This is a genomic window from Brassicibacter thermophilus (assembly GCF_055378355.1).
Genome location: NZ_AP042446.1, coordinates 724,303 through 741,581, shown reverse-complemented (window position 1 = coordinate 741,581; position 17,279 = coordinate 724,303). Strand labels below are relative to the sequence as shown.

The following is a 17,279-nucleotide window of genomic DNA, read 5'->3' as shown; positions in this document are numbered from 1 at the left end:
GGAGGTTAATCATGGGACTTACAAGTCAATCAACAGGTCTTTCACTATTAAAAAGTAAATTTGATATAAATGTTGAAGATGAAAATCAAATAGTGATTGGGCTTGCAGGAAACCCAAACACAGGAAAAAGCACAATATTTAATGAATTGACAGGATTAAATCAGCATACAGGAAACTGGCCTGGTAAAACAGTAGAAAACGCAAAAGGTACATTTAAATATAAAGATAAAAAATACTTATTAGTAGATCTTCCAGGGACGTATTCAATACTTGCAAACTCTGTAGAAGAAGAAATAGCAAGAGATTTTATATGCTTTGGAAACCCTAAAATAACGATAGTAGTTACCGATGCAACATGTTTAGAAAGAAATTTAAATCTAGTACTACAAGTAATGGAAATAACAGACAATGTTATAGTTTGTCTTAATCTGATAGATGAAGCTGAAAGAAAGGGAATAAAAATTGATATAAAAAAGTTAGAAAAAATGCTTGGTGTTCCTGTCATTCCTACAGTAGCACGTGATGGAAAAGGTTTAGATAAATTAAAAGAAACCGTAGACTTGATAGTCAATGAAAAAATTATACTTAAACCTTTTAGGTTAAAATATGACAATACAATCGAAAAATTAGTCAATGATATAGAAAAAGAATTAGAAAATCACTTAGGTAATTATCTAAATTTAAGATGGATTGCATTAAGATTAATTGATGGAGATAAAAATATTATAAACACTCTAGAAAAGCTAATAGGAAATAATATTAAGCAAAATATAGGAGGAATTTCTATATGAATGAAATATACAAAAATCCATTGGATACAATAAAGCATTTAATCGAAAATAGTAAAGCTAGCAATTCATCTCTAGGAGATAATATAGTAGTATCCATCTATAATAAAGCAGAAGAAATAGCAAATAAAGTTGTAAAAGTAGATGATAAAAGAAAGATTAATTGGGATAGAAAAGTTGATGATGTTTTAACTTCAAAAATTACTGGATATCCTATAATGTTATTATTGCTAGGCTTAATATTTTGGATAACTATAGAAGGTGCAAACTATCCATCTCAACTTTTATCTAATTTACTTTTTGGTATTGAACCTAAAATATCAGCTTTATTCATAAATATAAATGCTCCTGAATGGCTGCATGGAATATTAGTACTAGGAGTATATAGGACTCTTGCGTGGGTTATATCTGTTATGCTGCCTCCTATGGCTATATTTTTCCCAATGTTCACTTTATTGGAGGATTTAGGCTATTTGCCTAGAGTAGCATTTAACCTTGATAATTTTTTTAGAAAAGCAGGAACCCATGGAAAACAGGCGTTAACCATGAACATGGGTTTTGGATGTAATGCAGCAGGAATAACTGCATGTAGAATCATTGATTCACCTAGAGAAAGGCTCATCGCTATAATAACTAATAATTTTGTTCCATGTAATGGAAGATTTCCAACACTTATAGCTATATCAATAATCTTTATGGGAGGAATGGTTTCTTCAGGGTATAGTTCTATTATTGCCTCATTATCTGTAGTAATAATGATACTAATAGGCATATATACAACACTAATTATCTCAAAATTTTTATCAAAAACTTTCTTAAAAGGTATACCATCGTCATTTACATTAGAACTTCCACCATATAGAAAGCCTCAAATTGGCAGAATATTAATTCGTTCATTATTAGATAGAACACTATTCGTATTATATCGTGCAATAATCGTAGCTGCACCTGCTGGTGCTATAACGTGGATATTTGCAAATACTATGATTGGTGATGTAAGCCTTTTAAATACATGTGCAGGATTTTTAGACCCCTTTGGAAAACTACTAGGATTAGATGGCTTTATAATTATGGCATTTTTACTTGGTTTGCCTGCTAATGAAATAGTATTACCTATATTAATAATGAGCTATATGTCCAAAGGTGCAATGTTAGAATTAGAAAGCCTTGAGGCACTTAAAAATCTATTGTTAAGTAATGGATGGACTTGGATTACTGGTTTAAACTTCATGCTTTTTTCTCTATTGCACTTTCCTTGTGGAACTACACTTCTTACAATTAAAAAGGAAACTAATAGTATAAAATGGCCTATTTTCACTATTGCATTAACTACAACTGTAGCAATAATAGTAACCTTCGGAATAAATATGATTGCAAATATTGTACACTTAGTATAATTAATTTATCGAATTCTCATGAAACAGGGTATTATTTCCCGAGAAATAATACCCTGTGTACTGTTAATCATCTATTATACTTTTTATGTCGAACCTCTTAAATTCCTCAAGTACAACCTCATTTTTATTTAAAAAAGCAACTAATTTTTCTATAGCTTTTATAGTAGATACTGTCAAATAATGTTCCATAGCCTCTGCCTCGTCTTTTACATCACAATCCGAACCAATAATTTCTACAAACTGTCTTAAAATTTTATTTCTATTTACTAAAAATTTACCTTTCTTCTTTCCCTTTTCTAAAACTTCAATCTTTTCATATGGATTATAGACGATATATCCAAAATCATGTAGCTTCTTTAAGCCTTTTACTACAGAAGGCATTGAAACCCCTAGGGAATCAGCTATATCTTTTATTCTTATTTCTTTTTTATTTAAAGAAAGTCTATATAACTCCTCTAAATAATCTTCCAAGCTTGGAGATAACATACAAGCCCCCCTCTTTCTAAATATATTTAAAAAAAAGATTTTTATGAAAGGGATATTTGTTTTCACCAATTTCCTCAAGTATGAGATTGCATATTTTCTACACACTCAAAATTTTGACCTTGTAATAATTATGCAATTTTATCAAATTATAATTATTTAATTTTCATAAACATAATAATTAATTAAGTAAAGAAATGCACAATTGTAATAAGCCTCAAAAAAATTTTGGAGGGATATCTTTGCCTTTTTCAGATTTAATGATGATTTCTATCGCATTGGGTTCGGATGCTTTTGGAGTGGCTTTATCATTAGGCTTTAACAAAAAAATAAATAGGTATAATGCTCTTGCCTTTGTAATATCTTTTAGTTTTTTTCAATTCTTATTCGCATATATTGGTGGATTATTAGGAAATGCATTTAATAAACATATTTTTGCCATTCCTTCTATTGGAGGTGGATTAATAATTCTAACTTTAGGAATAATAATGATAAATGAAGGTATAAAAAGAAATGAAAATATAATAAAAATTAATCTGTCTGCAATAATTATATTAGGTATATGTGTAAGCATAGACGCTTTACTAGCTGGTTTTTCAACCTTAAATATAATTAAATTCAATTTGATATTGTTATATAGTTCATTAATTATAGGAATTACTACCTTTAGTATGTGTATCATTGCATTTACCATAAGTAAATATTCTAAAAAAATTTATTTTATTAATAATTATTCTAGTATAATAGGAGGAATTATACTCATAATTTTAGGTATAAAAATGATTTTATAAAAATTTACATATAGAGTATATACTAGGGAAAACTTGATGTTCTATACTAATGATAGATAAAATTACATGTTTTATTGCTTAAGAATCTACACATAATACTAATGCAAGATAATAATTAACAATTATGAAAGGAGTTGAAATTAGTGAATAATACTACAAATAAAAGAACTGGTACATCTAACAGAATATTGGTTCCTGAAGCTCGCCAAGCATTAAATCAAATGAAAACTGAAATAGCTAGTGAACTTGGTATGAGCAACTATGAATCAATGGATAAAGGAAACCTTCCATCAAGACAAAATGGTTATGTTGGTGGATACATGACTAAGAGATTAGTAGAAATGGCTCAAAGAAATATGGGAGGAACTACTAGGTAAAGTATTTATTAAATAAGTTTCAAAGCCAAAAGCCATAACTAATCAATCTTTGATTAGTTATGGCTTTATTTTACAGCTTAAAATATTATTCTGTAGCTGGTGGAGTAAATACTCTTTGGGATAATTCTTGGTCTAACATAAAAATACCATGACTGTTATCTCCCAGTCTTTCTAGTTTTTTAAGTATCAATTTCATAGAACTTTGTTCTTCTATCTGTTCATCTACAAACCATTTAAGTAAACTAATAGTTGCATGTTCTTTTTCTTCAGTAGCTATGTCCATTAATTTGTATATTCTACTGGTAACAAATTTTTCATGTTCTAAAGCTGATTTAAACACATCGACTAAAGACTCATAATCATTTTTAGGTTCCTCTAAACCAAGTATTTTTACTCTCCCGTCCATTTCATTAATGAAGTTAAAAAATTTCATAGCATGGAATTTTTCTTCTTCTGCCTGAACCATAAAGAAATTTGCAAATCCATCTAAATCTTGGTCTGCACAATATGCAGCCATAGCTAGATAATAATGTGCTGAATACAATTCAAACTTAATTTGTTTATTTAATTCATTTAACAACCTTTCTGATAACAACTCTATTCCTCCTTAATGATATAAATATCTCTTTAATATATGTGTTTAACTATATTTATTATTTACCCAACTCTTATTTATTTAATCATATTTATATCATTTTAACCAAATTTTTTCCAGCTATAACTCCTATAATTCCAAAAGATAAATTTAATAATACATTTATCATAGCAAAAATAGGATTGCTAGAAATAAAATCTACTGTTTCATAGCTAAATGTAGAAAAAGTACTAAGACCTCCTAAGATACCTGTAACCAACAATAATTTAACATTATCTGGAATATTCCACGTTCCTAAACTTCCCTCAGCAATAAATCCAATAAAAAAGCAAGCAATTATATTTGCAATAAAAGTCCCATACGGGAAATTATTTCCTAATATTTTTGCTGACCACCCACCTATTAAATATCTAAAAATTGCTCCCAAAAATCCTCCTATACCAACAAAAAGTATTTTATTCATTTTTTTCCTCCTCTTCAAAAAAATACAAAACTCCTACCTTAATTTCTATTAAAGTAGGAGCTATCAGTCGTTCCCAATATTATATAGGTAAGCCCCATTACTAGTTATTTAAATACTCTCTAATAATACAACCTCTTTTTTTCATCATTAGTTTCCAAAAAATTTCATGAATTACAGTTTTAAATTCCAACTCATCCCTATATAATATTCTTCCCTTTTTTATTTCATATGTTTTACATACCATAATATCAACCCCTAACACAACTATTTAGAGTATAAATATTATAATCTAAACTACAGCTCATAATTATATACTCATCTCGTAAAAATGTAAAGTGAATAATTGTTTATTTTTTGTTAAATATTACTATACACAAAATTAGGTATTACACTCTATTCCATAAGTATAATACCTAATTTTTTATATACATTATAATCTATTCTGTCAATTTGAGGCAAATTATTATCTTTTAGAAACTTTAGCAATGCACTTTTCAAACCATCACCATATATCCCATCTATAGAACCATAATAGTATCCTTTCATTTTCAATCTTTTCTGTACTTCTTGAACATCAGCTCCTCTATCCCCAGGTTTAAGTACACGAAAACCATATCCAAATGGTCCAAAATAACCCTTCACTAAAGCAACTGTGGTATTATACTTTACCATACTATACAATTCTTCTATATCTTCATTCCTCATTCTTATACAACCGTGAGAAGCATTGTAACCTATACTATTAGGTTTATCAGTACCATGTATACCATATTGTCCCCAGGGTACATTTAGTCTCATCCACCTTGACCCAAATCCCCCACCCCATTTTGCCTTTTCTATTATTTTAAATGTACCTATTGGTGTAGGAGTAGAAGGTTTACCTGTTGCTACTACATATTTTTTTATAACTTTATTAGTATCCATATCTATGAGATAAAGCAGCTTTTTATCAATCTCTATTAAGATTGTAAGATTATCATAGTTAGGATGTGTATCTAATTGGCCATTCTCCCATTGTGCGTACTGGTAGTATAACTCAGCATATTCTTTCTCTTCGTCAAATTTATTCATAATATTCATTACATGTATTTTGTCTCCCAACATTACAACAATAAGCACACATATATAACTAATGAGTATAACTTTAAACCGCTTCATTCCATCCCCCCTTACCTAATAATTATATGCAAAAAAAATCAAAATATTTTGATTTATACTACCTTAAAAATGAGCTTTCAACGTAACTTACTCAAACATTTCCTCATTATAATATTCAAAATATGCTTAAATACTGAAATAAAGAAAGTTAATCATTCATAGGTTTATTTTAAAAGATAAAACTTGTTTTTCTCAAACAATTAATTCTACTTTTTTGTAACCTAAACTCTATAACAGAATATTATAAATAATAGAAAACATATCATAATTACTATGTTCTTAAATTTTTCAAATTAGTTATTACATAGATAATAACGTTAAAAGGAGGAGAAATATGATTCGATTAAGTAAAGAACAAATAGATGGAATAAGCCTTACAGATACAAAACCTCAACGTGTAGAAAATATAAAGCCTAAAAAGAAGTTCAATCCTAAATGTTTCAGTGAAATTGTAGATTGCTGTGTAAATAAGCAAGTTAATATAACGGGATTAGTTTCTGGAGTAATAGCAAAAATCGCAGTAGTACTTGCTCAATTTACAGTACAAATTAATATACATTCTTCTGTCAACCTCCCAGGATCTATTAAAGAAATAAAAGATATCAAGAAAAAAATTAAAGTTAGTCAGTGTAGTTTATTGCAAGACACAAATATGTTATTTATACGAGGATTTATACATAAGATTATTGATTACACTACCAATTCAAAATGCAATAACAATATTGATAATGAGAACATTCATCAATTAACCATAGATATTCCATTTAAATGTACCACTCCAATTACATTTAACGGAATTGAACCTGAACCTTTTGTGGCTAGTAACATTAAAGAATATGCACTTTTCAATAAAAACAATAGAATTTCCATGGAAATAAACGAAGAAAATATCATGCTTTGTAATGATTCTACTGAAATAAGTAAAGTTAGCCAAGAATACTATAACGAAGCACCTTATTGTGAGCTAATAAGCAGCAAAATAATTAACCATGATAGTTGTATAAAATTCAGTAATAATGCATCTGAACAGGATAAAAAAGAAGAAAGCAATATTCTTGAAGAAAAAAGTGTTTTGTATATCACATTAAAAATACTCCAAAATCGCCAAGTAGCTATCCCCCCTTCAACAATAATACCTGAATATGAAGATAAATAAAATAATTTATAATTTTTTTGAAAAGTAATGAACTAATTTTGGACACCTGAATACTATGTACTAGGATATAGGACTAGATGTTTAGCCATATCCTAGTAAATAGTTACAGGAGGTAATAAGATGTCATCAAATGGACAATATGGTGTAAAAATAATTTATGGCAAACCTACTACTACAGTAGTCGATAGTAAAGTTTCTAAATCTGTTTGTACTAAAGTTACTGGTGGCACATTAAATAATTGTGTAAACACTTCAAATACAATAACAGGTTTGACTGAAGGAGTAACCGCAAAAATCCCAGTAGTTCTTGCTGAACTTACACTGCAAGTAGATGTTGATTCTATAATAGAACTACCAGAGTATGTATACGAAATTAAAGATATAAAAAAACATTTGAAAATAACCCAATGTTTATTATTACAAAACACTAATATACTATTCATAAAGGGTTTAGTTAGAAAGAACATTCAATATGCTACACGTAGTTGTTCAAATAAAGAAGGATTCTGTGGAAATATAAAACATTGCACTATTGATGTACCATTTAAATGCTCAACTCCAATTACTTTTAATGGTATTGACCCACAACCAGTCATCAATAGAACTTCTTCTGAATTTGAATATCTAAGAGAACAAAATATATCCGGACCAAACTTTGCAGAAAAAGATAAGCTATTATCAGGAGACCTCTCAGAATTTAACCAAGAAAGCACTGAATATTTCAATGAACTACCATACTGTGAATTAATTAGCAGTAGAATAGTTGAATTTAATGAATTCTTAAACCCAACACATCCACACAAAACTGAAATGCCTTTTGAGGAAAAAAGGTTTAAGAAAATAGAAGAAAAAATGGTAATATTCCTAACACTAAAAATACTACAAAAACGTCAAGTGTCTATTCCTCCAACAAGTATAAATGGAATTAATGACTGTGCAAATAATAAGGAGACCAAATAGGTCTCCTTATTATTTTGATATAACAGTTCCACTATTACCTTCAAGTGCTTCTTTTGCTTTTTCCAATGATGATATAATTGCTTTTCTACCTTCTTTAGATTCTGCAAATTTTATTGCAGCCTTTACCTTTGGCAACATACTACCTGGAGCAAAGTGTCCTTCTTCAATATATTTATAAGCTTCATCTACACTCATATAATCTAGTTCTTTTTGATTTGGTTTTCCAAAGTTTATAGCTACTTTTTCAACAGCTGTAAGTATAACAAGATAATCTGCATCTAATATTTCTGCTATTTTTTCACTAGCAAAATCCTTATCTATTACTGCAGGTACTCCAATTAATTCATTTTCTTCTTTTACAACAGGTATTCCACCGCCTCCAACTGTTATTACGACATGTCCATTATCTACAAGAGTTTTTACTGTTTCCTTTTCAGCTACATCTACTGGTATTGGTGATGGTACAACTCTTCTCCAACCTCTACCTGCGTCCTCTTTCATAACATATCCTTTTTCTTGCTGAAGTTTTTTAGCCTCTTCTTCAGTATAAAAAGCACCTATTGGCTTAGTTGGATTTTGAAAAGCAGTATCATTCTTATCTACAATAACCTGAGTTATAACTGTCGCTACTGGAATATTCAACCCTCTGCCAAGCAATTCTGCTCTTATAGCATTTTGCAAATGATAACCAATATATCCTTGACTCATTGCCCCACATTCAGGGAAAGGCATTTCTGGAGTATTTGCTTGAGTTTTCGAAGCAGTTTCCATAGCCAAATTTATCATTCCTACCTGTGGTCCATTCCCATGGGCTATGATAACTGAATTTCCTTTTTCAATTAAATCTACTATTGGTTTAGCTGTATTTTTTACAAGCTTAAGTTGTTCTTCTGGTGTTTTTCCTAAAGCATTTCCACCAAGAGCTACTACAATTTTTTTCATGTTCTCTCCTCCCTTAGAAGTATTTAATTGTTTATTTTTAAGTATAATATAATATTACCATTAGTTAAAAATTTACTCAATCCTATTTAATCATTTAAAGAAATTATATATTATTAAATTTCCTAAGTTTAAATTTTTGTAAGACTTTTTTCCTTATAAATTTGATTAAAAGTCTGAAAAACTGAACTTAAAAAACTCATAATTTGCAAAATATTAATCCTGTAATAATTATGCAATTTCCTCAAGTAATAAAATAATACAAAATGCTAAATAATAAATATAAAAAATGAGGAGGTAATAAACATAATAAATAAATTCGGAAACCATCAAAAATTATATGAAGAATTATTTAAAGAACTAGAAAAAGATACACCTGTATATGCTACAGTTGCACCTTCTATTGTAGGGCAATTTGGAGATAATATTACCATAGGGCAAATAAGATCTGGGCTAAAAAAACTAGGTTTCAAAGATATGGTAGAAGTAGCCTTGTTTGCAGATATACTTACTATAAAAGAAGCATATGAATTTAATCGTTTAGTAAAAAGTAAGGAAGACTTTTTTTTAACAAGTTGTTGCTGCCCAGTATGGATTAACCTTGTTAGAAAAAATTATCCTAACCTCTTTAAGCATATGTCTCTTTCCGTATCTCCTATGATTGCTTCTGGAAGGATATTAAAAAGGCTATATGAAAATGCAAAAGTCGTTTTCATTGGACCTTGCATAGCAAAAAAAACTGAAGCTAAAGAACCAGAGCTAAAAGGAGATATAGATTTTGTCCTTACTTTTCGTGAGTTAGATGAAATATTTAATGTTCTTAATATTGATCTTAAATCATTACCAGATGATGCAAAAGATGAGTCATCCTTTGGCGGAAGAGCCTATGCTCGAACTGGTGGTGTAAGCTTTTCTGTAAAAACCGTAGTAAATAGAATAGCACCTAAAAGGTTGATTAAATTTAAACCTAAAAAAGTAGATGGAGTAAGAGACTGTAAAAAAATATTAGATGATTTAGCTATGGGTAAAAATATTAATGCGAATTTTATAGAAGGCATGGGATGTAAAGGCGGCTGTATAGGAGGGCCTAGAACAAATATAAATGTAGATAAAGCATTAAATATAGTAAATGAATTTAGTGAAGATTCACTTATTATGACTCCATTTGACAATACTAATATTATTAATATTCTTAAAAGATTAGGGTTTGAAAAATATGAAGATATAGAAAAAAATAAAGAACTTAATAGTCTTTTGACCAGAAATTTTACGTAATACAAAAAATATAACCTAATAAGTGAGAAAATAACATAACTGAGGAAATTGCATAATTACTACAAGGTCAAAATTTCTTGAATTATTTTATTATGCAATTTCCTCAAGTTATTAAACTCTATTGATATACAAATGTGAATTTTTCTTTAAATAAATTATAAACCAAGTAGTTAGTATGATTCCCTTCATAACACTGCTTATACTTATACTCCACCACACTCCGTTTAATCCAAGAAGATTTTCATTTGACAATAGCAAAGCCATAGGTATACGAAGACCAGTAAATATTATTCCTACCAATGTAGGAGGAATAGTTTTGCCAAGCCCTCTAAAAGCACCTGCAGTTCCAATTTCCATACACATAAAAAACTGAGATACTCCTAATATTTGAAGATAAATTATCCCTTGTTTTAATGTTTCTTTGTCATTTGGTATAAAAAATGAAAAAATAGACTCTGCACCAAAAATTAAAAGAATAGTAGCAAACACTCCTACAGTTCCAACCATTTTAACAGCTGTATAATATCCCTTATAAATTCTATCCCATTTTTTAGCACCATAATTTTGTCCTATAAATGTACTAATAGCAGTTGAAAAACCTTCTGCTGTCATCCATGATATAGATTCAATTTGTGAACCTATCTTTTGAACAGCTATAGGTATTGGCCCCCATTTAGCAATTATTCTTGCGATAATCATAGCAAATATTGAAAAAAGTCCTTCTTGCAACGCAAATGGAAAACCAAGTTTTATAATACTTTTTAAATACTTAATATCCATCTTTTTAAATAAATTAAACCCATAAAATAATTGATAAAATTGCCTTATAACCACAATAAAAATACAGGTTACAACTATTTGTGAAAAAACTGTAGCTACAGCTGCACCTCTTACCCCCATAGCAGGAAATGGACCTAATCCAAATATCAAAACTGGATCTAAAACTATATTTAAAATAAGTCCAATAGTATTAATTTTAAATGGGGTTTTACTATTACCATAACCGTTAAATATACCTGTAAACATTGGATTAATAAAGAAAAATATTATAAACAAAAATACTATTAGCAAATAATCCATAGCCATTTTTTCAACCTTAGGGTCTCCAAGGTTAAAAAAACCTATAAGTCTACTTCTAGTTAGTATAATAAAAGCACCATATAATATTGACAAGATTATACTCATCTGAATTGTATATAGAACATACTCTCTTGCAGCATTTATGTCGTCTTTGCCTATTGATTGAGCTACCCCAACCTCAGCACCTATTTTAGGTATAAGCACAAAGGCCATAGCAAGCCAAGTGAAAAAACCAGCAGTTCCTACTGCTGCGACTTCATCACTTCCCATCCTTCCAATCCATATCATATCCATCATACTGTATGCCATCTGAATAAATGAAGTTCCCATGATTGGAATCGCTAATTTTATTAATGCGTTTAATATATTACCATGTGTCAATCTATTATTGTCATGCATTACATTTACCTCTCTTTAGTAGAAATTGAATTTTTACCTTGTAGTTTTACTCAATTAACATATTAATATATAGTATAAATTATATAACGGTAAAATGTAAAGCATATTACCATTTTTGTTTTGCAATAGGCGTATTTTTTAATGCTAAAATTATAATATATGCTATAACAAGCCCAATCACAAACTGAATAATATTCCAGGGAATGCTAAAAATAGGTACGATAAAATTTCCGTATATCACTCCCGCAGCTATATAATATCCAAATACCATCCATATCCCAGATATCATCATTCCTAATAATTGGTCTATACCAAAGAGCTTCTTATCTACCTTACTAAGAAATATTGACAAAATTACAATTGCTAATGGAATAATAAAAGATACAAAAAGCAGCTGACCTTGAATTTTATCACCTAATGCTCTTAATTCATCAATAGTAGAAACAATATCTACTTTAGATAAAAGCTCAGTCCCATTATTTATTATTGTAGCACTAACCAGCTTTCGTAATATAGATATAAATATAAACCAAATAACTGCTATTATAATACTCGTAACTGTAATCTGTAGCTTTGTCTTTTTTTTATCAGATTTCCTTCCAAATATACCTACTAAACCACCCATTATTGATTTTATAATCAATGTAGGGAGTGCCCATATAGCATATCCCCCAGCAATATCTGCCATGGCCGAACCTATACCCCCTGCAATAAATCCAACATCACTTCCTAGTAATATTGCTGATATAAATATCATACTATCTCCTGCATGTATATATCCCTGAGTAAATGGAACAGGAATTCTTATGCTAAAAGTCGCTACAAATACAAGTGCAATCATTAATCCACTATATACAATTTTTTTCAATGATTTATTCACCATAATATAACCTCCAATAATAAAATTGTTTTATTTTATTTTCACTTATAATATAATAAATATGTGTACATTACAAAAGTAACAGTTTTATTATTTTTAATAAGGACAGTTTAGGAGGTGTTAATATGGTTAAATTAACTCCAAATCTAGATTCATCATTAAAAACACCCATTTATATACAACTTTACGAATATATAAAAAAAGAAATCATAGAAGGACATTTAGAATCAGGTACAAAACTGCCTTCAATAAGGTATTTAGCTAAATATCTTAAAATAAGTCGGACAACTATTGAAGCAGCATATGGACAGTTATATGCTGAAGGATATATATTAAGCAAACCTAAAGTAGGTTATTTTGTCAACATCATTGAAGATAATGCATCAGACTATAACTACAAAATAAATACCTATAAGAATACATCTGAAAAAGAAAAAGAAAATGCTAGCACAAAATATGATCTAATGAATGACTATATAGATAAAGACAGTTTTAACTTTAAACTGTGGAAAAGATATATAAATAAAGTTTTATCCTATGAAACAAGCCAATTATTAACATATGGTCATCACCAAGGTGAATATGAATTAAGATGCCAAATAGCTAAATATGTGCATCAATCAAGAGGTGTAATTTGCACTCCTGAACAAATAATAATTGGCTCTGGAACTCAAAGCCTTCTCAATATACTATGTGGAATTATTAAAAATAAATATATAAATATTGGTTTTGAAGACCCTGGATTTAATCAAGCAAGGCACATATTTAAAGATCACAATTTTAACATCATACCTATATCTATGGAAGATGATGGAATTAATTTAGATTTATTAAATAAAAGCGATGCAGAAATAGTATATATAAGTCCATCTCATCAATTTCCATTAGGATCTGTCATGACAATAAATAAAAGAATACAATTGCTAAACTGGGCAAAAAAAAATAATAGGCTTATTATAGAAGATGATTATGATAGTGAGTTAAGGTACTATGGAAGACCGATACCTTCGTTACAAGGTTTAAACGAAGGCATAAATGTCATATATCTCGGGTCATTTTCTAAAATTCTCCTACCTTCAATAAGGATAAGCTATATGATAATACCTAAAATCCTCATTAATAGCTATGAAAAGTATGGAAAAAAATATAACCAAACATCATCTAAAATTGAACAGCTTGCTCTATCCTTTTTTATAAAAGATGGTCAACTAGAAAAACATATAAAAAAAGTTAGGAAAATATATGCTAAAAAAAATCAACTTCTTATAGAAAGCATAAATGAGATAATGAAAGATAAAGTAAAAATATTAGGAAAAGAAACAGGACTTCATATTTTATTGGAAATCAGGTCAAAATTAAACCCTAAAAAGATCGTTTCATCAGCTGAAAAAGTAGGAGTTAAAGTAACATCTTTATCAAATTATTTTATCAATACAAGTCACAGCAAATATCCATTAGTTCTGCTAGCATATGGAGGCATTCCTATAGAAGATATAAAGCCAGCTGTAAGTTTACTAAATCAAGTGTGGTTTGAGTAAAAAGCACGGACACTACCCGTGTTTTTTACTTGGCTATATCCTTAAACTCAGCTTTTACAACCTTTGCCAAATCCTTCGGATTCAGTCTTATTTGAAGTCCAATTTTCCCACCACTTACAACAACTGTATCAAAATCATATACACTACTATCGATAAAAACAGGATACTCCTTTTTCATGCCTATAGGTGAACATCCTCCACGTACATATCCTGTTAATTTTAATAAATCTTTTACATGCACCATTTCAATGCTTTTTTCATTTACTATATTTGCAGCACTTTTTAAATCAAGCTCTTTTTCTACTGGAATACAAAAAACATATAGATTTTTACTTTTCCCTTGAGCCACAAGTGTTTTTAAAACCTTTTTAGGGTCTTCACCTATTTTATTTGCTACAGAAATACCATCAATCTTCCCATCAGAACTATCATATTCTTTTAAACTAAAATCTATATTGTATGATTCTAGCTTTCTTACAGCGTTAGTTTTTACAACCTTTTTTTTCTTAGCCATAAAATATCCCCTTTCCTTTTTAATTATTATGAAGTTTTCTAAATCAATTCATATTATACAATACTAAATCTAAAATTGTAAAAATACTAGAACTAATATAGTATTTTCTTGCTAAGTAAAAAAAGTTATTATATAATTATTCTATATTATTAAAAGGAGGTGTAAAGGTTGAGCTTTGTTAATATGGTTGATATTTTAGACTATTTAAATTCTGTTAAGTCTATAACACATGTTGTTAGGGTACATGGGGAAAGTGTATCCAAAAAACAATATTATGTCAACCATAAATAAGTAAAATCTTTACGAAGGCACGATAATTAGAATATTGAAATTAAATTGCAATATATTAATGTCTTAAATATAAATTGTGATATCTAGCCCTAAGTAAAATTTACTTAGGGTTTTTTTTGTATACATTTTGGGTAGGTGGGATTTATAAAAAATTGTAATATACAATTAATCAAGAAAATTGCACAATTACTGTGAAGTAAAAATTTTGCAAGTTATAAATTTTTATAAAGGAGATAATAAAATGGCATACATAGAAAAATTGAAAAGTAATATAAATAAAAACTATTTATTTGTTTTTTTAAATAATTTAGATCTAACACAAGGTATATGGATGATATACTTAGCAACAAAGGGTATGTCCTTAGTCCAGCTAGGGATACTTGAAGGCATATTTCATGTCACTTCGTTCTTAATGGAAATTCCTACTGGAGTTATTGCTGATGTTTATGGTAGAAAAGCAAGTCGAATCCTTGGTAGGTTTTTCTCATTAGTAAATATAGCAATACTAATATTTGCAAATAATTTTTATCTATTTGCTATATCATTTGTGTTTTCAGCTCTATCATATAATCTTGAATCAGGAGCTGGAGATGCATTAGTATACGATTCTCTAAAAGAATTAAATAATGAGGATAAGTATATGAATGTTGCTGGAAAGCAGGAATTATTTTTTCAACTTGGGCAATTGATATCATATATCTTAGGAGGATATTTGGCCACAAAAAATTACTACTTTGCGTTCCTTCTAACAGCAATTTTTATTATAATTACTATAGTTCAATCTTTTACTTTTACTGAACCAAATATTGAATTAGGTCATAAACAAGATGATTCTGCTTTAAAAATATTAAAGAAACAAGTAACAGATAGCTTTAAAGCAATAACAGAAAACAAGAAGATAGGTTTTTTCATAATATTTACTGAAATAATACTGGCCTTTGGGACATGCTTATTTTTCTATCTTCAAAATTATTTTAAAAATAATGGTCATACAGAATTTTATATAGGAATAGTATTTGCCCTTTCTTCACTAGCTGAAGCCTTTGCAGCTTCACAAGCTTTTAAAATCGAAAAAATAATTAAAGAAAAAGGGATATTGATAGTCATGCCCATTCTTACAACTGCTTGTGTATGGGGAATCGCTATAGGAAAATATCCTGCAATATTTTTCATAGCTATGATGGCTATAGAAGGTTTAATATATGTTACTATGAGTGATTATATAAACAAACTAATTCCTAGCAAAAATAGAACTACTATATTATCTCTTTCAAGTATGGTATTTAGTTTTTTCATGATATTCATATTTCCTTTAATAGGAAAATTGGGAGATATGTATTCATTAAATACTTCTTTTGCATTACTAGCAATAGCAGGAACAATTTTATCTATATTAAATATATACTTAATTTTAAAAATAGAAAAAAGCAAGTAAAGATGTCTATTTCATTTTTGTATGATTCTGTTTTTGATAATAGGTATAGGTATGATTGTCATATTGAAATTTATATTTATTTCTCAAAGGAAACTAGAAAAACTATGTAAAAAACTTTGGGCTGACCCAAAGTTTTTTACATATCCCATATATCATTTTTGGAAACAGAAACAGCAAATGCTCCTGCTTTCAAAGCATTTATCACATCATCCTTCGTAGATATCATTCCACCTGTTATAATTGGAGAAAGGATGTTTTCCTTAATTTTTTCAATAACACTAGGTATAATGCCTGGCATTATTTCTACAGCATCAGGCTGGTTTTCTTTTGCCATAGAAATAGCAGTATTTAATGATAAAGAATCAATTAAAAAAAATCTTTGTATAGTACATAATCCTAATGCTTTGCTGTACTTGATCAAATTACTTCTAGTAGTTATAATACCATGTGGTTTATCATCTTTACATATAAATTCCAATGCAGCATGGTCACTTCCGAGTCCTTCTATCATATCAATGTGAATAAAAACAATTTTATTACTTTCTTTCACCGCTCTTATCTTTTGTTTGAAATTCATAATATTAGACTTTAGAATAAATATTACTTCACAAGGGCTTTTTATAGCATCATTAAGTTGCTTTTCATCTCTTACTGCTGCTACTATAGGATTCTGATTGAATTTACTCCAAATAATATTATCCAAATCTACACCTCCAACTTTAATTTTGTGTCTTAAATATGATTCTTTGACCATATAAGA

General features: G+C 28.8%; 21 protein-coding genes. 10 read left to right on the top strand and 11 right to left on the bottom strand.

All coding sequences use genetic code 11. The features are described from left to right. The first annotated feature begins 11 nt into the window (after positions 1 to 11). Both ACZ41D_RS03570 and ACZ41D_RS03565 read left to right on the top strand, forming a co-directional pair. On the top strand, positions 12 to 791 hold the full coding sequence (locus ACZ41D_RS03570; RefSeq protein WP_464152560.1) for a FeoB small GTPase domain-containing protein: 780 nt from the start codon (positions 12 to 14) through the stop codon (positions 789 to 791). Continuing rightward, positions 788 to 2,185 (top strand): nucleoside recognition domain-containing protein, encoded by a 1,398-nt coding sequence (locus ACZ41D_RS03565; protein ID WP_464152559.1) that lies wholly within the window; start codon positions 788 to 790, stop codon positions 2,183 to 2,185. Before ACZ41D_RS03570 ends, ACZ41D_RS03565 begins: the two co-directional genes overlap by 4 nt. 63 nt (positions 2,186 to 2,248) lie before the next feature. On the opposite strand, the gene ACZ41D_RS03560 is transcribed toward ACZ41D_RS03565, so the two are convergent. Then, a complete protein-coding gene (locus tag ACZ41D_RS03560; RefSeq protein ID WP_464152558.1) occupies positions 2,249 to 2,671 on the bottom strand; it encodes a metal-dependent transcriptional regulator in 423 nt (140 codons plus the stop codon). Between the two features lie 239 nt (positions 2,672 to 2,910). Here ACZ41D_RS03560 and ACZ41D_RS03555 point away from each other — a divergent pair, with 239 nt between their 5' ends. Together ACZ41D_RS03555 and ACZ41D_RS03550 are read left to right on the top strand one after the other, a co-directional pair. Next, positions 2,911 to 3,459: a manganese efflux pump MntP gene (locus ACZ41D_RS03555; protein ID WP_464152557.1), complete on the top strand. Its 549-nt coding sequence runs from the start codon at positions 2,911 to 2,913 to the stop codon at positions 3,457 to 3,459. A gap of 143 nt (positions 3,460 to 3,602) precedes the next feature. After that, a complete protein-coding gene (locus ACZ41D_RS03550) occupies positions 3,603 to 3,836 on the top strand; it encodes a small, acid-soluble spore protein, alpha/beta type (protein WP_464152556.1) in 234 nt (77 codons plus the stop codon). A gap of 85 nt (positions 3,837 to 3,921) precedes the next feature. On the opposite strand, the gene ACZ41D_RS03545 is transcribed toward ACZ41D_RS03550, so the two are convergent. From ACZ41D_RS03545 to ACZ41D_RS03530, 4 genes are all read right to left on the bottom strand, one after another. Next, positions 3,922 to 4,431, bottom strand: coding sequence for a ferritin (locus ACZ41D_RS03545; protein WP_464152555.1), 510 nt, complete (start codon positions 4,429 to 4,431; stop codon positions 3,922 to 3,924). A 91-nt stretch (positions 4,432 to 4,522) separates the two neighbouring features. After that, entirely contained in the window at positions 4,523 to 4,894 is a 372-nt protein-coding gene (gene crcB, locus ACZ41D_RS03540) for a fluoride efflux transporter CrcB (protein WP_464152554.1), read from the bottom strand. Between the two features lie 100 nt (positions 4,895 to 4,994). After that, positions 4,995 to 5,138, bottom strand: a complete 144-nt coding sequence (locus ACZ41D_RS03535) for a hypothetical protein (RefSeq protein ID WP_464152553.1) — start codon at positions 5,136 to 5,138, stop codon at positions 4,995 to 4,997. Between the two features lie 149 nt (positions 5,139 to 5,287). Continuing rightward, complete coding sequence (locus ACZ41D_RS03530) at positions 5,288 to 6,052, bottom strand: L,D-transpeptidase family protein (protein WP_464152552.1); 765 nt, start codon at positions 6,050 to 6,052, stop codon at positions 5,288 to 5,290. Positions 6,053 to 6,386: 334 nt separating this feature from the next. Between ACZ41D_RS03530 and ACZ41D_RS03525 the strand changes: the two genes are divergently transcribed. Next, positions 6,387 to 7,208: a CsxC family protein gene (locus ACZ41D_RS03525; RefSeq protein ID WP_464152551.1), complete on the top strand. Its 822-nt coding sequence runs from the start codon at positions 6,387 to 6,389 to the stop codon at positions 7,206 to 7,208. Between the two features lie 120 nt (positions 7,209 to 7,328). Next, positions 7,329 to 8,168, top strand: coding sequence for a CsxC family protein (locus ACZ41D_RS03520; RefSeq protein ID WP_464152550.1), 840 nt, complete (start codon positions 7,329 to 7,331; stop codon positions 8,166 to 8,168). Between the two features lie 9 nt (positions 8,169 to 8,177). Here ACZ41D_RS03520 and arcC read toward each other — a convergent pair whose 3' ends face one another. Both arcC and ACZ41D_RS03510 read right to left on the bottom strand, forming a co-directional pair. After that, the gene (gene arcC, locus ACZ41D_RS03515) at positions 8,178 to 9,110 is read right to left on the bottom strand and encodes a carbamate kinase (RefSeq protein WP_464152549.1); all 933 of its coding nucleotides are present in this window, start codon (positions 9,108 to 9,110) and stop codon (positions 8,178 to 8,180) included. Positions 9,111 to 9,436: 326 nt separating this feature from the next. Then, a complete protein-coding gene (locus ACZ41D_RS03510) occupies positions 9,437 to 9,580 on the bottom strand; it encodes a hypothetical protein (RefSeq protein WP_464152548.1) in 144 nt (47 codons plus the stop codon). Between ACZ41D_RS03510 and ACZ41D_RS03505 the strand changes: the two genes are divergently transcribed. Next, complete coding sequence (locus ACZ41D_RS03505; RefSeq protein ID WP_464153110.1) at positions 9,534 to 10,382, top strand: [Fe-Fe] hydrogenase large subunit C-terminal domain-containing protein; 849 nt, start codon at positions 9,534 to 9,536, stop codon at positions 10,380 to 10,382. The genes ACZ41D_RS03510 and ACZ41D_RS03505 overlap by 47 nt on opposite strands. A 111-nt stretch (positions 10,383 to 10,493) precedes the next feature. Here the strand turns inward: ACZ41D_RS03505 and ACZ41D_RS03500 are convergent, their stop codons facing one another. Together ACZ41D_RS03500 and ACZ41D_RS03495 are read right to left on the bottom strand one after the other, a co-directional pair. Further along, entirely contained in the window at positions 10,494 to 11,861 is a 1,368-nt protein-coding gene (locus ACZ41D_RS03500) for an MATE family efflux transporter (protein ID WP_464152547.1), read from the bottom strand. A gap of 106 nt (positions 11,862 to 11,967) precedes the next feature. Further along, positions 11,968 to 12,744, bottom strand: coding sequence for an ECF transporter S component (locus tag ACZ41D_RS03495; RefSeq protein ID WP_464152546.1), 777 nt, complete (start codon positions 12,742 to 12,744; stop codon positions 11,968 to 11,970). A gap of 122 nt (positions 12,745 to 12,866) precedes the next feature. On the opposite strand from ACZ41D_RS03495, the gene pdxR reads away from it, so the two are divergent. Next, positions 12,867 to 14,279, top strand: coding sequence for a MocR-like pyridoxine biosynthesis transcription factor PdxR (pdxR, locus tag ACZ41D_RS03490; RefSeq protein WP_464152545.1), 1,413 nt, complete (start codon positions 12,867 to 12,869; stop codon positions 14,277 to 14,279). A 25-nt stretch (positions 14,280 to 14,304) separates the two neighbouring features. Here the strand turns inward: pdxR and ybaK are convergent, their stop codons facing one another. After that, complete coding sequence (ybaK, locus tag ACZ41D_RS03485) at positions 14,305 to 14,793, bottom strand: Cys-tRNA(Pro) deacylase (RefSeq protein WP_464152544.1); 489 nt, start codon at positions 14,791 to 14,793, stop codon at positions 14,305 to 14,307. A 168-nt stretch (positions 14,794 to 14,961) separates the two neighbouring features. Here ybaK and ACZ41D_RS03480 point away from each other — a divergent pair, with 168 nt between their 5' ends. Continuing rightward, entirely contained in the window at positions 14,962 to 15,084 is a 123-nt protein-coding gene (locus ACZ41D_RS03480; protein ID WP_464152543.1) for a hypothetical protein, read from the top strand. A 241-nt stretch (positions 15,085 to 15,325) separates the two neighbouring features. After that, complete coding sequence (locus ACZ41D_RS03475; protein ID WP_464152542.1) at positions 15,326 to 16,519, top strand: MFS transporter; 1,194 nt, start codon at positions 15,326 to 15,328, stop codon at positions 16,517 to 16,519. Between the two features lie 136 nt (positions 16,520 to 16,655). On the opposite strand, the gene ACZ41D_RS03470 is transcribed toward ACZ41D_RS03475, so the two are convergent. Beyond that, positions 16,656 to 17,222 (bottom strand): glycerol-3-phosphate responsive antiterminator, encoded by a 567-nt coding sequence (locus ACZ41D_RS03470; RefSeq protein ID WP_464152541.1) that lies wholly within the window; start codon positions 17,220 to 17,222, stop codon positions 16,656 to 16,658. Between the last annotated feature and the right edge of the window lie 57 nt (positions 17,223 to 17,279).